Annotated in this window: 11 protein-coding genes and 1 tRNA gene; 1 reads left to right on the forward strand and 11 read right to left on the reverse strand. The window is 65.0% G+C overall.

Features of this window, described 5'->3' with window-relative positions; all coding sequences use genetic code 11:
- Positions 1–5: 5 nt before the first annotated feature.
- Genes E5CHR_RS27495 through E5CHR_RS27510 form a run of 4 tightly spaced genes read right to left on the reverse strand, consistent with a single transcriptional unit; the run spans position 6 to position 5,725 of the window.
- A complete protein-coding gene (locus E5CHR_RS27495) occupies positions 6–1,466 on the reverse strand; it encodes a sulfatase family protein (RefSeq protein ID WP_162582962.1) in 1,461 nt (486 codons plus the stop codon).
- Positions 1,459–2,628 carry a mandelate racemase/muconate lactonizing enzyme family protein gene (locus E5CHR_RS27500; RefSeq protein ID WP_162582963.1) on the reverse strand — a complete coding sequence of 390 codons (1,170 nt, stop codon included), beginning with the start codon at positions 2,626–2,628 and terminating at the stop codon, positions 1,459–1,461. Before E5CHR_RS27500 ends, E5CHR_RS27495 begins: the two co-directional genes overlap by 8 nt.
- Complete coding sequence (locus tag E5CHR_RS27505; protein ID WP_162582964.1) at positions 2,628–4,067, reverse strand: aldehyde dehydrogenase family protein; 1,440 nt, start codon at positions 4,065–4,067, stop codon at positions 2,628–2,630. The genes E5CHR_RS27500 and E5CHR_RS27505 overlap by 1 nt, the downstream gene beginning before the upstream one ends.
- On the reverse strand, positions 4,064–5,725 hold the full coding sequence (locus E5CHR_RS27510; RefSeq protein WP_162582965.1) for a GMC family oxidoreductase: 1,662 nt from the start codon (positions 5,723–5,725) through the stop codon (positions 4,064–4,066). Before E5CHR_RS27510 ends, E5CHR_RS27505 begins: the two co-directional genes overlap by 4 nt.
- Positions 5,726–5,754: 29 nt before the next feature.
- Here E5CHR_RS27510 and E5CHR_RS27515 point away from each other — a divergent pair, with 29 nt between their 5' ends.
- Positions 5,755–6,516 carry a GntR family transcriptional regulator gene (locus tag E5CHR_RS27515; protein ID WP_162582966.1) on the forward strand — a complete coding sequence of 254 codons (762 nt, stop codon included), beginning with the start codon at positions 5,755–5,757 and terminating at the stop codon, positions 6,514–6,516.
- A 213-nt stretch (positions 6,517–6,729) separates the two neighbouring features.
- On the opposite strand, the gene E5CHR_RS27520 is transcribed toward E5CHR_RS27515, so the two are convergent.
- From E5CHR_RS27520 to rpoC, 7 genes are all read right to left on the reverse strand, one after another.
- Positions 6,730–6,805 (reverse strand) — tRNA-Phe (locus E5CHR_RS27520).
- A gap of 16 nt (positions 6,806–6,821) precedes the next feature.
- Positions 6,822–7,520, reverse strand: a complete 699-nt coding sequence (locus tag E5CHR_RS27525; protein ID WP_162582967.1) for a response regulator — start codon at positions 7,518–7,520, stop codon at positions 6,822–6,824.
- A 66-nt stretch (positions 7,521–7,586) separates the two neighbouring features.
- A complete protein-coding gene (locus tag E5CHR_RS27530) occupies positions 7,587–9,914 on the reverse strand; it encodes a sensor histidine kinase (RefSeq protein ID WP_162582968.1) in 2,328 nt (775 codons plus the stop codon).
- The gene (locus tag E5CHR_RS27535; RefSeq protein ID WP_443083127.1) at positions 9,911–10,501 is read right to left on the reverse strand and encodes a DUF4390 domain-containing protein; all 591 of its coding nucleotides are present in this window, start codon (positions 10,499–10,501) and stop codon (positions 9,911–9,913) included. Before E5CHR_RS27535 ends, E5CHR_RS27530 begins: the two co-directional genes overlap by 4 nt.
- 19 nt (positions 10,502–10,520) lie before the next feature.
- Positions 10,521–11,894, reverse strand: a complete 1,374-nt coding sequence (rsmB, locus tag E5CHR_RS27540; protein ID WP_162582970.1) for a 16S rRNA (cytosine(967)-C(5))-methyltransferase RsmB — start codon at positions 11,892–11,894, stop codon at positions 10,521–10,523.
- Positions 11,895–11,923: 29 nt separating this feature from the next.
- The gene (locus tag E5CHR_RS27545) at positions 11,924–12,508 is read right to left on the reverse strand and encodes a LemA family protein (RefSeq protein WP_232062211.1); all 585 of its coding nucleotides are present in this window, start codon (positions 12,506–12,508) and stop codon (positions 11,924–11,926) included.
- A gap of 92 nt (positions 12,509–12,600) precedes the next feature.
- The gene (gene rpoC, locus E5CHR_RS27550) at positions 12,601–16,839 is read right to left on the reverse strand and encodes a DNA-directed RNA polymerase subunit beta' (RefSeq protein WP_162582972.1); all 4,239 of its coding nucleotides are present in this window, start codon (positions 16,837–16,839) and stop codon (positions 12,601–12,603) included.
- Between the last annotated feature and the right edge of the window lie 6 nt (positions 16,840–16,845).

Consider the following 16,845-nt stretch of genomic DNA (forward strand, 5'->3'; position numbering starts at 1 on the left):
CTCCTTCAGATCAACATCGCTTGCTGGGGCTTCGGTGTGGGCTGCTGACGGCTCGCGATCGCAGCGCGAAGTTGCCACACCAGAACTTCATGCACGAGCATGTTCTTCAGATGGGCGTGTTCGCTGGAGGTCCAGAGGTTGCGCAACTCGCCCGGGTCCACTTCCAGGTCATACAGTTCCCCGTGCTCTTCGCCGAGGTAGTACACGAATTTCCAGCGCTCATCGCGCCGCATCACGATGTATTCGGCGCCGGTCTGGATGTGGTCGCGAGCGAGTTCGGACCACACTTCCTTGCGGATCGCGTTCGCCTCGCCCTTGAGGATCGGCCACAGCGACTTTGCCTCGAACGACTTTGGCGGTTCGACGCCCGCGGCCTCCAGGACCGTTGGCGCGATATCCATCCATTGAACCAGCGAGTCGTTGCGGCGCGGCGCGATGTGGTTCTTGGACCAGAGAATGAGCGGCACCTTCACCGAACCCTCGTACATCGTCCATTTCTGGATGTGGCCGTGGTCGCCGAGCGCATCCCCATGGTCCGAGGTAAAGATGACGATCGCGTTGTCCAGGTAGCCGCGCTGGTCCAGCGTCTTCAGTATCTCGCCGACCTTGTCGTCGATCATCGTCACATTGGCCGCGTAGTGGCGGCGGATGCGCAGCAGCTCCTCGGGCGTGGGCTTGTCCTTCCACGACACCGAGTCGTAGTTGTTGCGAATCATGTTGTTCCGCAGCGTTCGGTGCGCTGGCGGCTGCGCTGCAAGTTCCTCGGCGGTCGTCTCCGGGATCGGAATGTCGACGTCCTTGTACATGTCCAGGTAGCGCGGCAACGGATCGTATGGAGGGTGCGGGCCCGGGAAGCCGATCTGCAGGAACAAGGGAGCTTCGGACTTTCGCTCCTTCAGCCACCAGACAGCGTGGTCCCCGATGAACATGTCGGAGTGCATGTCCTCGTCGAGGTGCCAGGGGAAAGCGCCGTGCGCGTTGCGATAGCCTTCAGGGTCCGCCGTGTACCGCGTGTAGCGGCTGGGCTTTTCCAGCTTGCGCGCGTGCAGCGCCTTGTCCCATTCGTCATAGAGCGCCCGCGGGTGCTCGTCCAGAAAGAGTGGCCGGTCCTTGTTTTCCATGAAGAAGCGCTGGTGGAAGCCGCCTTTTGCGTCGTAGGGATTGATGTGCATCTTGCCGATGTTCACGCAGTGGTAGCCGGTGTCGGCCAGCCACTTCACCCAGGTCGGCTCCCACGGGTGGAAGTTCGTGAACACGCCGGTGGCGTGCGGATACATGCCTGTGAACAGGCTCGCCCGCGAGCCCACGCACACAGGCGAAGTCACGTAGCAATTGGTGAACGCTGCGCCTTCTCGCGCCAGCCGGTCGAGCACCGGAGTCTTCATCCACGGGGCACCCAACGCGTTGATCGTGTCGAAGCGCTGCTGGTCGGTGATGATGAGGATGATGTTGGGCCTATCACTCATTTTTGTCGCCTTTCGAAAACTGCCTGCTCTTGATCGTGTGTTCCAGGATGAGGTATGGCGCGAGTGCGGACAGCTCCGGCCGCGCGCCGCACCCTGCAAGTTCAGGGAGCGTTACAGCGCCGTCGCGCACCTGCAGCGCCTCCCCGGCCAGCAACTCGCGCAGGGGATTGCGGTTTGCATCGACTTCGGCGAATCCTTCGCCGCCGATGGCAGCTTTCAGGTGGAGGGTCGCGAGCAGTCCGATCCCGCCACCCAGCCAATGCGGACATAGCCACGCCGAAGCCGTGGCTGCGGCTTGCGCGAGCGGCAGGCAACCTGTGAATCCGCCCCACTTGGCCACGTCCGGCTGCAGCACCTTCAGGCAGCGAGCGTCGAGGAATCGAGCGAAGTCGCCCGCACGCAAGTTCTCGCCCGCCGCGAGGGGAACAGGCGCACGATGTGCGAGGCGTCGCCAGTCATCGATTGGAGCATCCGCTGCAATCGGCTCCTCCAGCCACAAAGGCTTGAATGCGGCAAGACGCTCGGCCATCATCGAAGCTTCTTCGACATCCCAGGCCTGGTTTGCGTCTACCATCAGGCCGACCGAATCGCCCAAGGTGGATCGCAGACTCGAGAGGTTCGCGACATCGCGCTCGGCCCCGAACCCGACCTTCAGCTTGAAGGTCGTGTGGCCTTCGGCAGCCTTTGCAGCAGCGAGGCGCTCGGGCTGCGTCGGGTTCAAACCGGAAGCGTAGACCTTGACCGCGCCAGAGCGTCCACCGAGCAAGCGCCAAAGCGGCACTTGCGCACGTCGCGCCGCGAGGTCCCACATCGCAATGTCGACACCCGCAACGACTTGAGCGAGTGGACCGGGCTCTCCGGACTGGATAGCCAGGATGCGCACGGCTGCGGTGAGCGCCTCGTAACAATCCGCAGGACAAGCCCACGCACGCGAGAGCGCGAGTGGCGCCACGGTCTCGGCGAGCAGCCCCGCGCGGTGTTCCGCACCGACGGTTGGAAAGTTGCACCATATCTCGCCCCAGCCCTCACAGCCGTCCTCGTCGATCATGTGCACGACCACAGCGGCCCGGTCCCGCAGCACACCGAAGGACGTCTGCACGGGCGTTTCGATGGGCACCCGGTAGACCGAGACACCGATGGACCAAAGCCGGATCGGCTCCATCACGCGCCCAGGTAGACGGAGTGTTCCGTCGTATAGAAGGCTGCCGAGCTCGGCCCCACCGAATACGCTCCGACGCCGGACGCCTTGATGCCGCCGAATGGCATGTGGCTGTCGGGCACTGTGCCGTGGTTCACGTGCAGCATGCCTGTCTGGCACTCGTCGACGAAGCGCGAGATCGCTTTCGCATCGTTGGAGAAGAATGCCGCGGTCAGGCCGAACTCGACATCGTTGAGGATGGTGATCGCGTCATCCAGCGTGTCGTATTCGACGATGCTGATCACCGGACCGAAGATCTCTTCTCGCGCGGCGGCGCTTTCCGCGCGCACGCCGTCGAGCACCGTCGGCGCGAAGAAGTACCCGCCGTCGCAACCCTCGACATGGGCTTCGTGGCCGCCGGCCAGGACCTCGGCACCGTCCTCGCGTGCGCGACGCACCGCCGCCTTCACGTGTTCGAGCTGGCCGCGGTGCGTCATCGGACCTAGCTGCGTCGCAGGGTCGGCGCCGTCACCCAAACGCATTGCGGAGGCACGCTTGGCGAGCCCTGCGGCGACGACGTCGTGCAGATCACGTTGGACGAGCACACGGCTCACTGCGGTGCAGCGCTGCCCGGAGCACATGAGCGCGGCGTTGGCCACCTGGTCCAGGCAGGCGTCGAGATCGCTCGCGTCATGGATCACGGCGGCGTTTTTTCCGCCAAGCTCGAGGGACATCTCTGCAAGGTTCGCTGCCGTTGCGGCAACGATGCGCTTCCCGGTCGCCACGGAACCGGTAAAGGTGACGCCATGCACGCCGGAGTGCGAAACCAAGGCATTGCCGACATCCGCTCCACCGTGGATGACCTGCAGCAATCCGTCAGGCAATAGGTCGCAGGCCAACTCGCCCAGCAGGCATGCCGCCGCGGGCGTGAATTCCGATGCCTTGACGATGACGGCATTGCCGAAGCCCAGCGCCGGCACAATCTTGCGCATCGGGGTCATCACCGGAAAATTCCAGGGCGTGATTGCGACGATGACGCCGCGCGGCCGGCGCACGACCATGTTGCGTACGCCCGCGCGGAGGGACGTGACATGGCGAGCGCCCTCCCCCGACATCACGTGCTGAAGCATGAAGCGTCCCTCGGCGCAAGCCTTGGCAACCTCACCGAAGCTTTCCGCAAGCGACTTGCCCTGCTCCGCAGTGATTGCACGTGCCAGGTCCTCCTTGCGTGCTTCGAGCGCGCCGATGTAGAGCGCAAGCGCGTCGCAACGTCGAGCGGCCGGCCACCGAGCCCATAGCCGCTGCGCGTCCGTTGCCGCCCTCACTGCTTCCACGACCATTGCGGAGTCGGCGAGCGAATACCGACCCACCTGCTGCGCGGGCCGTGCGGGATTGAAAGTATCGAAGATCGCCGGCGTGTCGCGCCAGGAGCCACCGATGAGGTTTCCGTAGGTATAGGTCATGCAAATGCCTTGTCGCATGCCTGCACAGGGTTCGGCGTGGTCTTCAGCACCAAGTCGGCTCCCTTCTCGCCGATCATGATGGTCGGCGCGTTGATGTTGGCGGATGTCATGCGCGGCATGACCGAGGCGTCGATCACCCGCAGGCGCGAGACGCCATTGACCTTGAGTTCGGTGTCCACCACGGAGGAGACATCGCTGCCCATCCGGCAGGTGCCGCTGGGATGGAACACCGTGCTGCCGTGACTGCATGCAAACTGCAGCAACTCCTGCTCGGACATGTTCTTGGCTTCCGGCAACACGTGCGAATCGATGAGGTCGCGAAATGCCGGTTGCTGGTAAATGTCGCGCAGCATTCGGATGCCGTCGGCAAGGGTCTTGCGATCGATCTCTTCGGCCAGGTAGTTGGCCTGGATGCGCGGTGCCTTGAACGGATCAGACGATGAGATCGCCACCGAACCGCGCGAGTCCGGCCGGCACTGGCAGGCGGTGGCCGTAAAACCGGCAAAGCGGTGCAGCGGCTGGCCTGGCTTGTCCACCGACAGCGGCATGACCGAGAACTGGATGTCGGCGCGGGCGTCACGCGCGTGACGTGTGCGTGCGAAGCCGCCCACTTGCCCGGCACCCACCGTGAGGGGTCCCCTGTTGAACATCATCCACTCGAGCCCCATCGATGCGAGCCTGAGCGGGTTGCGGACGTCGTTGTTCAGCGAGTGTGGCTTGCGCAGCCTCACGATCGTGCGCGCCTGGTAGTGGTCCTGGAGGTTGGCGCCGACTTCAGGTGCGTCGACGACGACCTCGATTCCAGCCTGCTTCAGTATTTGCGAAGGACCGATGCCAGATAGCTGCAGCAATTGCGGCGACTGGATCGCTCCCGCGGAAAGGACGACCTCCGCATCGGCGGCCGCGGACTCGACGTTTCCATTGCGCACCCACTCGACGCCGACGGCACGCCTGCCGTCGAACAGCACTCGCGTGACGTGCGCGCCCGTTGCAACCGTGAGGTTGGCGCGGTGCAGCACGGGCCGCAGAAAAGCCGCTGACGCACTGGAACGCCAGCCGCCCGCAAGCGTGAGGTGAAAGCGGCCAACGCCGTAGTCGGTCTCGCCATTGAAATCGGCGCTGGGCGGGAGGCCGAACTGCATCGCCGCGTCAAGCCAATGGCCGCAATAAGGATGGTCGTTGCGCAGCTCCGAGACTCCGAGCTCGCCCGAGGTATTGTGGTACTTCGAACCGGGCCCGTTGAACGCCTCGGACTTCCTGAAGTACGGCAGTACGGAGTCGTAGTCCCAGCCCGCCGCCCCCTCGGCAGCCCAGGTGTCGAAGTCCTGGCGTTGCCCACGCAAGTAGATCAGGCCGTTGATCGAGCTCGACCCCCCGAGGACGCGACCACGCGGCCAGGCAATGGTGCGGCCCTGGAGCGCATCACCGCCTTCAGCTTCGAACACGCGCGAGAACTTCTCGTTGTAGATCGTCTTGAAGTACCCGACGGGCAGGCGCAGCCAGAAGTTGCGATCGGCCCCGCCCGCTTCTATTAAAAGGACGCGCGCACTCGGGTCCGCGGACAACCGGTTCGCCAGCACGCAGCCTGCGGAGCCCGCACCGACGATGATGAAGTCGTAGCCAGTTAGCCCGGGCCTTCGGCCTGTGAACTGCCGCATAATGACTAAAGTTCCAAAAGTCTAAAAGAATGGATCAATATACTTTACCCGCGTCAACGGCGTCAAGCCCGCTGGCGGACAACAATCCCATCCCCCTCTACTTGCAGGTGGCCGACATCATTCGCGCCCGCATCAATCGGCGCGAGTGGCCTGCGGGCACGCTCATTCCCACCCTGGAAGCCCTTGCCGAAGAGTTCAAGGTGGCACGCTTGACCGCGCGCCAGGCAGTTCAGTTGCTCACCCGAGAAGGCCTTTTGACGCCTCGTCGCGGCTACGGAACCGTTGTCACCAAGGCGGGTGATGTGCCGAACACCGTCGTGATGAAGACGACGCTGGACTCATTGGCCTCGATGTACGAATCGACGAGCGCCAAGATGCTCACCTTCGACGAGTCGCACTCAATGCCAAAGGTGGAGCCGGGAACCGGCAAGCTCGGCAGCAACTACGTCTATATGCGGCGGCTTCACTTCACCGAAGGGAAGCCGTATGCGGTGATTTCCCTGTACCTGCTCCACGACGTTTTTAGGCGCGCGCCTGATGAGTTCCGCTCAAGAGCTGTGATCCCGCAACTGCTGCGGATGAAGCGCTCCGTTCGCATCGAGCGGGCGCACCAAACGATGGCCATCGGCGCTGCCGACCCCGACTCGGCCAGGCTTCTTGAGGTCAGGGTCGGAGCACCGGTGGCGAAAGTCACTCGCGTGTTCCTCGACCGAAACGAGCAGATCCTGTACTACGCCGAAGTGGTCTACCGCGGCGACTGGGTGAAATGGGAGATTGAACTGCAGACGTGAGGCGTACCGCAGGTCGCGCTTGCGTGATCACGGTCCCGGGGCAGCGATTCGGACCGCTTGCGGTCTGCTTCGCGTCGGGAGTACGGGGCTCGGGCCGGGAGTACGGGCAGATGCGGGAAAGCGGCCAGAAACGTTCTGAGCGACCTTCCGGAGCCAAGTCCTTTGGCGCACAAATGAAAACGCCTAGTCGGGAAGGACTAGGCGTAGGGTGACTGGTGGCCTGGGGCGGAATCGAACCACCGACACGCGGATTTTCAATCCGCTGCTCTACCAACTGAGCTACCGGGCCTGTGTGCAGCCGGCGATTATACAGTGCCTCGGCGGCCTCTCGAGAGATCCACGCCAAGCTGCTTCAACTTGCGGTAAAGATGGGTGCGTTCGAGGCCCGTCTTCTCGGCCACGCGGGTCATCGATCCGTTCTCCATCGCGAGATGGAATTCGAAGTACGCCTTCTCGAAACCGTCTCGCGCATCGCGCAGCGGCCGGTCGAGATCAAAGCTCTGCATGGCCTGTGGGCCGGTGTCGACCGCAGAAATCTGGGGCGCTGCCGGTACCAGTGAGTTCTCGCCCATCGTGGTCACCACGGTCGGAAGATTATTCGCCGTGGTCGGCACCACGTTGGCCGCCGCGCGACGTGCGTTCTCGCGTGCCAATCCCTGCTCGACCGCCTTCAGCAGTTTCTGCAGAGTGATCGGTTTCTCGAGAAAAGCAAACGCGCCGATGCGTGTGGCGTCTACGGCGGTGTCGATGGTGGCGTGGCCACTCATCATGATCACGGGCATGCTCAAGAGCCCCGCGGTCGACCACTCCTTCAGGAGCGTCACGCCGTCGGTGTCGGGCATCCAGATGTCGAGCAGAACGAGATCGGGCCGCGCGCGCTGCCGGGCAGCACGGGCTTCAGCCGCGTTCTCCGCAAGCTCGACGTTGTGGCCTTCGTCGTTCAAAATTTCGAAGAGCAGGTCCCGAATGCCCAGCTCGTCGTCGACCACGAGGATGTTTGCCATGAATGCTTGTGTGTGCGCCGGTTTGGGTTTTCTTGCTGGCCCGCGCCGCCGCGCAATAGCAAGCGCTCAGGCGACGGGGGACGTCGAATCCTTGGCGTGAGCGAGCGCTCCCTGCGCTTCACCAGCCAAAACGAATGATAACGAGACTTGCGCACCAGCTACAGCCCCGTCGACGACGCGATTGGAAAGTTCGATTCGGGCACCGTGCTCGTCGGCAATCTTCTTGACGACGGCGAGGCCGAGCCCGGTGCCCTTGGTCTTGGTCGTGACGTAGGGCTCGAAGGCGCGCTTGAGGATGTTCTCGGCAAAGCCCGGGCCGCTGTCTTGCACCGTGAGCCGCACGCGCTGGCCCGAGTCGGCCAGCCGCGTACGGATGACCACTTCGCCGGGACGCCCGCTGCCATGGGCCGCAGCTTCGGCGGCATCCTGCGCGTTTTGCAACAAGTTGTGAATGATCTGGCGGATCTGCTGGGCGTCGGCGCGGATCGGCGGGCAGCGGTCGTCGAGCTCGCAGCGCAATGCGATCAGCGTGTTCTCGGCCGCATAAAGCTGGAGCACGTCGGTGACCAGCGCGTTGAGGTCGACCGCCTTCAAGTCCGCCGCCGGCAGCCGCGCGTAGTCGCGGAATTCGTTGACCAGGCGCTTCATCGCGTCGACCTGGTCGACGATGGTCCGGACCGACTTGACCAGAATCGCTTCCTCGGACGGCGTGACCTTGCCGCTGAGCTTCATTTCGAGGCGCTCGGCCGACAGCTGGATCGGCGTGAGCGGGTTCTTGATCTCGTGCGCCAGGCGGCGCGCCACCTCGCCCCACGCCTGGGCCCGCTGGGCCGACACGATCTCGGAGATGTCGTCGAACACCAGCAGCCGAGCCTCACCCGGGAGCTGCGCACCGCGCGCCACGATGTTGACCGCGTCCTGCGACACGCCCTCTCCACTGGCGTGCAGCTCGAAGGCATGCTGCCAGTGGTCGAGTCCGTGCTGCAGGCGCTCGACTTCGAAATCGTCGAACTGCTGTTGCACCGCCTCCCCGAACTCGGCCAAGCCAGGCACATCGACGAGCCGCTGACCCTCGAAGGCAGCGAGCGGCGCCCGCAGCACGCGCGTAGCGCCCGGATTGGTGGACAGCACGACGCCGTTCCTGTCCAGCACCATCACGCCCGAGGTGAGGTTGTCGAGGATGGTCTGCAGGTTGGCCCGCGCCGCATCGAGCTCGCCCAGGGTCTTCTCGACTGCCCCGCGCGCGTCGGCCAACTGCTGGGTCATGACTGCAAAGGAGCGGGTGAGTCCACCGAGCTCGTCGCGGCCCTGGACCACGGCGGTGGGCCGCAAGTCGCCGCCGGCCACCTGCCGGACGCCGTCGGCCAGCACGAGCAGCGGGCGCGCGAGCTGGGTACCGAAGAGCACCGCGAGCAGCACCGCTCCGAAAACGGCGAGGAACAGCGTCAGGGTGAGCGTCCCGATGTACATGCGACGCAAGCCCTCGCGCGCCAGCGCTCGCTCCTGGTACTCGCGATTTGCCTCCTGCACTGCAAGCGCGTTGGCCACCACCGCGGCCGGCAGCGGCTGGACGACCTGCAGGAAGCGCGGCTCGGTACTGAAGTCGAAGCCGGGTCGCTGCACCAGCGCGAGAACCCGCACGCTGGCTGGCGGGGGCTGCGTCAACCCGGGCCCGGGGCTCTCATCCAGCCCTTCGATGTGGGCGATCGCGCGATCGGCACGCACCTGGCGCAACTGCTGCGACGAAGGCCGCTCGGGATTGAGCTGGAAGCGCGAGGTGCCCGCGCCGGCAATCAACTGTCCGGAGGCGGTCCAGAGCACCACATCGGTAGCACCCAGCTGGTCGCGGATGCGCTCGAGCACCAGCCCGGCACTGGCGTCCGGCACGTCGGCGAGTTGCGCGCTGGCGCCGCGCACCTTGCTCACGAGGTCATCGGACAGCGAGTCGAGGGTTGCGCGCCCCAGATTGAGGCCGGCGTCGAGCGCGCCCTCGACCTTGACGTCGAACCAGCTCTCGATGGAGCGGGCGACGAACTGGTAGGAGACCACATAGACCAACACGCCAGGCACCACGCCCACCAGCGCGAAGATGGCGGCCAGCTTGATCAGCAGGCGGCTGCCGAATTTGCCCTGGCGCAGCCGCCGCAGCAAGCGGAAGGCCACCCAGCCAATGACAAGCACCAGCACCGTCGCCACCACCACGTTGATGCCGAACAGGCGCGCGTAGTTGCGCTCGTAGAGTTGCCGGTTGTTGGTGGATTGCGCCAGCAGGAACATCAGCACCAACCCGACCGCCGTGACCAGGAAGGCGCTGACGCCGATGGCCCAGCGGGTGGCGCGGGCGCGGCTTGCTGCCGACGACCTGCCTACGCCAGCCCGAGAGTCCTTGCTCACTTTGCCTTCTCCAGCGACAAACGCGCGCTGCGCTCGACGGAGATGTTCCAGTCGGCTTGACCGACCACGCCGATCTGGAACGGTCGAGGCAGTTGCGAAGTGTCGAGGCGGAAGCGGAAAGTCACGGGGTGGATGCCCTCGTCGCCGATCTCGGAAACATCGCCGAGCCGCAGCCGGGCAACGCGCCGGACGCCGTCGAGCGCTTCCGACAGCGTATCGAAATTTTGGTTCAGCGACACGCCGAAGCCCGAATTGGTGATCGGCACCGGCGAGACATTGAGCCGCCAACGCCGGGTGAGCGGCTGGTAGGCAAGCCGCATGTGACGCACCGCCTGAGCGACCTTCTGATCGGTCCAGTACCAGCGCTCGCGATAGAGCTCGGCTTCGGCGACGAAGTAGATGGCGATACCCTTTTCGAGCACTTCCTCGACCAGGCTGGGCAGTTCGAACTGGACCTGAGCGTTGAGGTAGATGCCATCGTCTGCCTCTTCGAGCTTGAGCTGATTTACCGTGGCAGTCTTACCGGACTGGGCTGGCGCGGAGACTGACCAGCAGGCGAGAAAGCAGGCCAGTGCCAGCAGGGCCAGCCATCCCCAGCCCCGACCTTCAGCGGGACGCCTGTTTGGCAAGCAATGCGTAGAAAAAACCGTCGTGATCACCCAAGGCATTGTCCGGGACACCACCGGCAATCTCCCGGCTTTGCGGCAGCAAATGGCCCGGGGAGGGCAGCAAACGGGCGTCGGTGTTGTGCGCAAGGAACGCATCGATCTGGTGCGCGCCCTCCTCTTTGAAGACCGAGCAGGTGCAGTAAAGCAGGCGGCCGCCCTCGCGCACCAGGGGCCAGAGGGCCGCCAGCAGCATGGCTTGCAGCAGCGCTAATCGTTCTGTGTCGCTCTCACGGCGGAGCCAACGCACGTCGGGATGCCGGCGCACGATGCCCGAGGCGGTGCAGGGTGCGTCGAGCAGGATGGCATCGAAGGCCTGGCCGTTCCACCAGTCCTTCGGCCGGCCTGCGTCGGCCACGACGATGTTGGCGCTCAGGCCCAGCCGGGCAAGGGTCTCGTCGATGCGCCGGCTGCGCGCGGCGTCGATCTCGAGCGCGGTCAGCTCGATGGCGTCGGGCCCGGCCAGTTCGAGCAGGTGGGCGGTCTTGCCGCCGGGCGCAGCGCAAGCATCGAGCACTCGCAGCGGTCTGCCGCCCGGCGCAGCGGCAAGCAGGCCGTCGAGCAGCAGGGGCGCAGCGAGCTGGGCTGCGGCGTCCTGTACCGAGCAATGCCCCTCAGCGAAGCCCGGCAGTTCCTGCACGGGGCGGGCGCGCAGCAGTTGCAACCCGGCGCTGGCCACTGGAACCGCCTGCAGGTCCGCGAGAGCCAGCGCCGCCTGGTAGGACAGCCGGTCTCCCCGTCGCGTGTTGACCCGCAGTGTCAACGGCGCCTGCGTGTTGTCTGCGGCCAGGATACGCTGCCATTCGCGCGGGTAGTCGCGTCGAAGGCGCTCGATCCACCAACGCGGGTGGTTCCACTGGGCGACGGGTTCGCGGTCGGTGGCGGCCACCAGCTCTTGTCGTTCCCGCAGGAAGCGGCGCAGGCAGGCGTTGACGAAACTGGCCTGTGCGCGGGTCTCGGGATTGCGCTTGGCGGCTTCAACCGCCTGGTCGACCAGGGTGAACGGCTCGTAGGGCGACTGCGTGGCATCCCAGGCCAGTGCAAGAGCTGTGCAGAGCAGTGCGTCGGCGGCCGGCGGAGGCGTGCGCTTGGCCAGTTGCCGGCGCAGGGCTTCGGCCCGCCCGAGCCAGCGCAGCACCTGGAATCCCAGCGCCTGCACTCCGGGCCGAAGGGCCGGCGCTACGGCTTCGAAGGCCACGGTGCCGGAAACGCCGCCCCGTATCGCGACGAGCGCGGCGGCAGTGAGCTGCAGCTGGCGCCAGAGCGGAGGCCCGAAGGTCTGCGCGGTGTGAAGGGGATCTGAAGAGTCTGCCAACTTGAAATCGGTTTAGGACAAAGGCGATGTCAGCGCAAGGGCGCCGCTGGTCGCAGTTGCATGATCCACGCCACCAGCAGCGCCGGAAACTGGACGATGGCCGCGTTGTATTGTTCGACCGCCTGGTTGAACTGGCTGCGCGCGATCTCGGCGGCTGCAGAGGGCTCGGGCCAGGCCATTGGTGCGGGGGCGCTCTCGTCGCGGCCATTGAGCGGCGCGGGCCGCGACAGAGTCCCGTCGGCCTCGAAGCTGACCACCGCATCGGGATACAAGCGCTGCCAGGCGCTCAGCATCGTATGCAACGCGGTTGCCAGCGCCGCGATACGCGCAGGATCCAGCGGTTTCAAGCGCGTGGCAGCCAGCAGCGTCACCAATTGGGCGGCTGCCGCCTTGAGACCGACGTCCTCCCGCTGAGTGCCGGAAGAGGCCTGCGGCGGCGCGAGCTCCTCGGCCAGGCGCCTCTGAACGAATTCGAGCTGGCGCACCAGCGTCACGTCGAGCGTCGCATACGCCTGCAACGCTCCGGAACGGAGTCGCACGATGCGGTTGTAGGCGCCGATGAACCAGAACAGCGCCACCGCAGCGAGGATCCACCACGGGAGCGACTCGGGCATACCGCTCACGCCATCCTCCGCCAGAAAAAAGCCCCCGATCCGCGGGCGGAAGGGGGGCGTGGGAGACCGGTCATGCCGGCGATGCTAACCAGTTATTCGGCCGAAGCGCCTTCGCTGGTGTCGACCGTACTCGGGTCATCGGCTGTCGTGGCCATGCTGCCGGAGAGCTCGGCGGCTTCGGCGTCGGCAATCGCGCGACGCTCGGCCTCGTCCATCGCGTCCTTGACCTTGCGTGCCTGGTGGTAGGCCATGCCGGTGCCTGCGGGGATCAGGCGGCCGACGATGACGTTCTCCTTCAGCCCGCGCAGCTCGTCGCGCTTGCCCATGATCGCTGCTTCGGTCAGCACGCGCGTCGTTTCCTGGAACGAAGCGGCACTGATGAAGCTGTCGGTCGAGAGCGAAGCCTTCGTGATACCGAGCAGGAGGTTGGTGTAGGTCGCGGGCAGCTTGTCTTCGGCGCGCAGGGCGTCGTTGGTGTTGAGGATCTCGCTGCGCTCGACCTGTTCGCCGGCGATGTAGTTGGTGTCGCCCGGGTTCTCGACCACGACGCGGCGCAGCATCTGGCGAACGATCACCTCGATGTGCTTGTCGTTGATCTTCACGCCCTGGAGGCGGTACACGTCCTGCACCTCGTCGACGATGTAGCGCGCCAGTTCCTCGGAGCCCAGCAGGCGCAGGATGTCCTGCGGATCGGCCGGGCCGTCGACGATCGACTCGCCTTTGTTCACCACCTGGCCTTCATGCACCAGGATGTTCTTCTCCTTGGGCACCAGCTCTTCCCAGACCTTGCCGTCCGGATCGGTGATCTGCAGCCGCACCTTGCCCTTGGTCTCCTTGCCGAAGGATACGGTGCCGGTCATCTCGGCGAGCATGCCCTTGTCCTTGGGCGAACGCGCTTCGAAGAGCTCGGCCACGCGTGGCAGACCGCCGGTGATGTCGCGAGTCTTCTGGCCTTCGACCGGAATGCGCGCCAGCACTTCGCCGGGGCCGACGTCCTGGCCGTCTCGCACCTGCACGAGCGCACCGACGGGGAAGCCGATGGTCACCGAGTGGTCGGTGCCCGGGATCTTCACCTCGTTGCCGGCGACGTCGATCAGCTTCACCTGCGGACGCACGACCTTGGCCGCGCCGCGGCGCTTCGGATCGATGACCACCAGGGTGGACAGGCCCGTGACCTCGTCCACCTGCTTCGCGACCGTGAGACCTTCCTCGACGTTCTCGAACTTGGTCTTGCCGGCGAACTCCGTGATGATCGGGCGCGTCAGCGGGTCCCAGTTGGCCAGCACGTTGCCAGCCTTGACCTGCTGGTCGGCCTTGACAGCCAGCGTCGCGCCGTAAGGCACCTTGTGACGCTCGCGCTCGCGGCCGTGCTCGTCATGGATGACGATCTCGCCCGATCGCGCGATCACGACCAGCTCGTTCTTGCTGTTGGTCACGTAGCGCATCGTGGCGTTGAAGCCGATCACGCCGTTGGACTTGGCCTCGACACTCGAAGCCACGGCCGCACGCGAAGCCGCGCCGCCGATGTGGAAGGTCCGCATCGTCAGCTGCGTGCCGGGCTCGCCGATCGATTGCGCCGCGATCACGCCGACCGCTTCGCCGTTGTTGACCAGGCCGCCACGGCCGAGGTCGCGGCCATAGCACTTGGCGCACAGGCCGAAACGGGTGGAGCAGGTGAGGGCCGTACGCACCTTGACCTCGTCCACGCCCTCCACTTCCAGCGTCTCGATCATGTCCTCGTCCAGCATGTCGCCAGCATTGGCCAGCACGGCGCGCGTCTCCGGGTGCAGCACGTCTTCGGCCGCGGTGCGGCCAAGGATTCGATCGCGCAGCGACTCGATCACTTCACCGCCTTCGACGATGGCGCGCATCACCGTGCCGTCCATCGTGCCGCAGTCCTGTTCGATCACCACCAGGTCCTGTGTCACGTCGACCAGCCGGCGCGTCAGGTAGCCGGAGTTCGCCGTCTTCAGCGCGGTGTCCGCCAGACCCTTTCGGGCGCCGTGGGTGGAGATGAAGTACTCCAGCACGTTCAGGCCTTCGCGGAAGTTCGCGGTGATCGGCGTCTCGATGATCGAGCCGTCCGGCTTGGCCATCAGGCCCCGCATGCCGGCCACCTGGCGGATCTGCGCGGCGGAACCGCGTGCGCCCGAGTCGGCCATCATGTAGATGGAGTTGAAGGACTCCTGCTCCACTTCCTTGCCGTGGCGGTCGGTGACCTTCTCCTTCGAGAGCTTGGCCATCATGACCTTGGAGACCTCGTCGCCAGCCTTGCCCCAGATGTCCACCACCTTGTTGTAGCGCTCGCCGGCGGTGACCAGGCCCGAGACGTACTGCTGCTCGATCTCTTTCACTTCCTTGCCGGAACGGTCGATGATGCCGTGCTTTTCGGACGGCACCAGCATATCGTCGATGGCGATCGAGATGCCGGCCTTGGTCGCCAGGCGGAAGCCGTTCTGCAGCAGCTTGTCGGCGAAGACCACGGTCTCCTTCAGGCCGCACTTGCGGAAGGAGATATTGATGAGCTTGGAGATTTCCTTCTTCTTCAGCGCCTTGTTGATGTTCGAGAACGGCAGGCCCTTGGGCAGGATCTCGGACAGCAGTGCGCGCCCAACGGTGGTATCGACGAGCTCGGTCTTGGGCGTGAATTCGCCCGAGTCCTTGTCCTTCGTGTACTCGGTAATGCGCACGCTGACCTTGGCGGTGAGCTCCACCACGTCGGCGTCGAGCGCGCGCTGGACTTCACCGATATCGGAGAAGACCAGGCCTTCGCCCTTGCCATTGATGCGCTCGCGCGTCGTGTAGTACAAGCCCAGCACCACGTCCTGCGAAGGCACGATGGAGGGCTCGCCGCTCGCCGGGAACAGCACATTGTTGGAGGCCAGCATCAGTGTGCGAGCTTCCATTTGCGCTTCCACCGACAGTGGCACGTGGACGGCCATCTGGTCGCCGTCGAAGTCGGCGTTGAAGGCCGCGCAAACGAGCGGATGCAGCTGGATCGCCTTGCCCTCGATCAGGATCGGCTCGAAGGCCTGGATGCCGAGGCGGTGCAGCGTCGGTGCGCGGTTCAGCATCACCGGGTGCTCCTTGATCACCTCTTCCAGGATGTCCCACACCACCGGCGTGCCGGATTCGACTTCCTTCTTCGCAGCCTTGATGGTGGTCGCGATGCCCATGGCTTCCAGGCGCGAGAAGATGAAAGGCTTGAACAGCTCGAGCGCCATCAGCTTCGGCAGGCCGCACTGGTGCAGCTTGAGCGTCGGACCCACGACGATGACCGAACGGCCCGAGTAGTCGACGCGCTTGCCCAGCAGGTTCTGGCGGAAGCGGCCGCTCTTGCCCTTGATCATGTCGGCAAGCGACTTGAGCGCGCGCTTGTTGGCGCCCGTCATGGCCTTGCCGCGGCGGCCGTTGTCCAGCAGGCTGTCGACAGCCTCCTGCAGCATCCGCTTCTCATTGCGCGCGATGATCTCAGGCGCCTTCAGCTCGAGCAGGCGGCGCAGGCGCGAATTGCGGTTGATGACGCGACGGTACAGGTCGTTCAGGTCGGAGGTCGCAAAGCGGCCGCCGTCCAGTGGCACCAGCGGGCGCAGGTCCGGCGGCAGCACCGGCAGCACGTCTAGCACCATCCACTCGGGCTTGATGCCCGACTTGCGGAAGGCTTCCAGCACCTTGAGGCGCTTGGAATTCTTCTTGACCTTGACTTCGGAGCCGGTCAGGTCGCCGCGCAGCTTCTCGATCTCGCTGTCGAGCTCGATGCCCATCAGCAGATCCTTGATGCCTTCGGCGCCCATCTTGGCGATGAACTCGTCGCCGTATTCCTTGCGCTTCGCATCGTAGTCGTCCTCGGACATGATGCCGAACTTCTTCAGCGGCGTCATGCCGGGGTCGGTGATCACGTAGGCTTCGAAGTACAGCACGCGCTCGATGTCGCGCAGCGTCATGTCGAGCACGAGGCCCAGGCGCGAGGGCAGCGACTTCAGGAACCAGATATGTGCGCAAGGCGCGGCCAGGTCGATGTGGCCCATGCGCTCGCGGCGCACCTTGGTCTGCGTAACCTCAACGCCGCACTTCTCGCAGATCACGCCGCGATGCTTGAGACGCTTGTACTTGCCGCACAGGCATTCATAGTCCTTGATCGGCCCGAAGATCTTGGCGCAGAAAAGTCCGTCACGCTCGGGCTTGAAGGTCCGATAGTTGATGGTCTCGGGCTTCTTCACCTCGCCGAAGGACCACGAACGGATCTTCTCCGGCGAAGCCATGCCGATGCGGATGGCATCGAAATGCTCATCCGGTGTGAATTGCTTGAACAGGTCGAGTAGCGATTTCATTGACTC

It is taken from the genome of Variovorax sp. PBS-H4 (assembly GCF_901827205.1).
In the GTDB taxonomy this organism is placed as follows: domain Bacteria; phylum Pseudomonadota; class Gammaproteobacteria; order Burkholderiales; family Burkholderiaceae_C; genus Variovorax.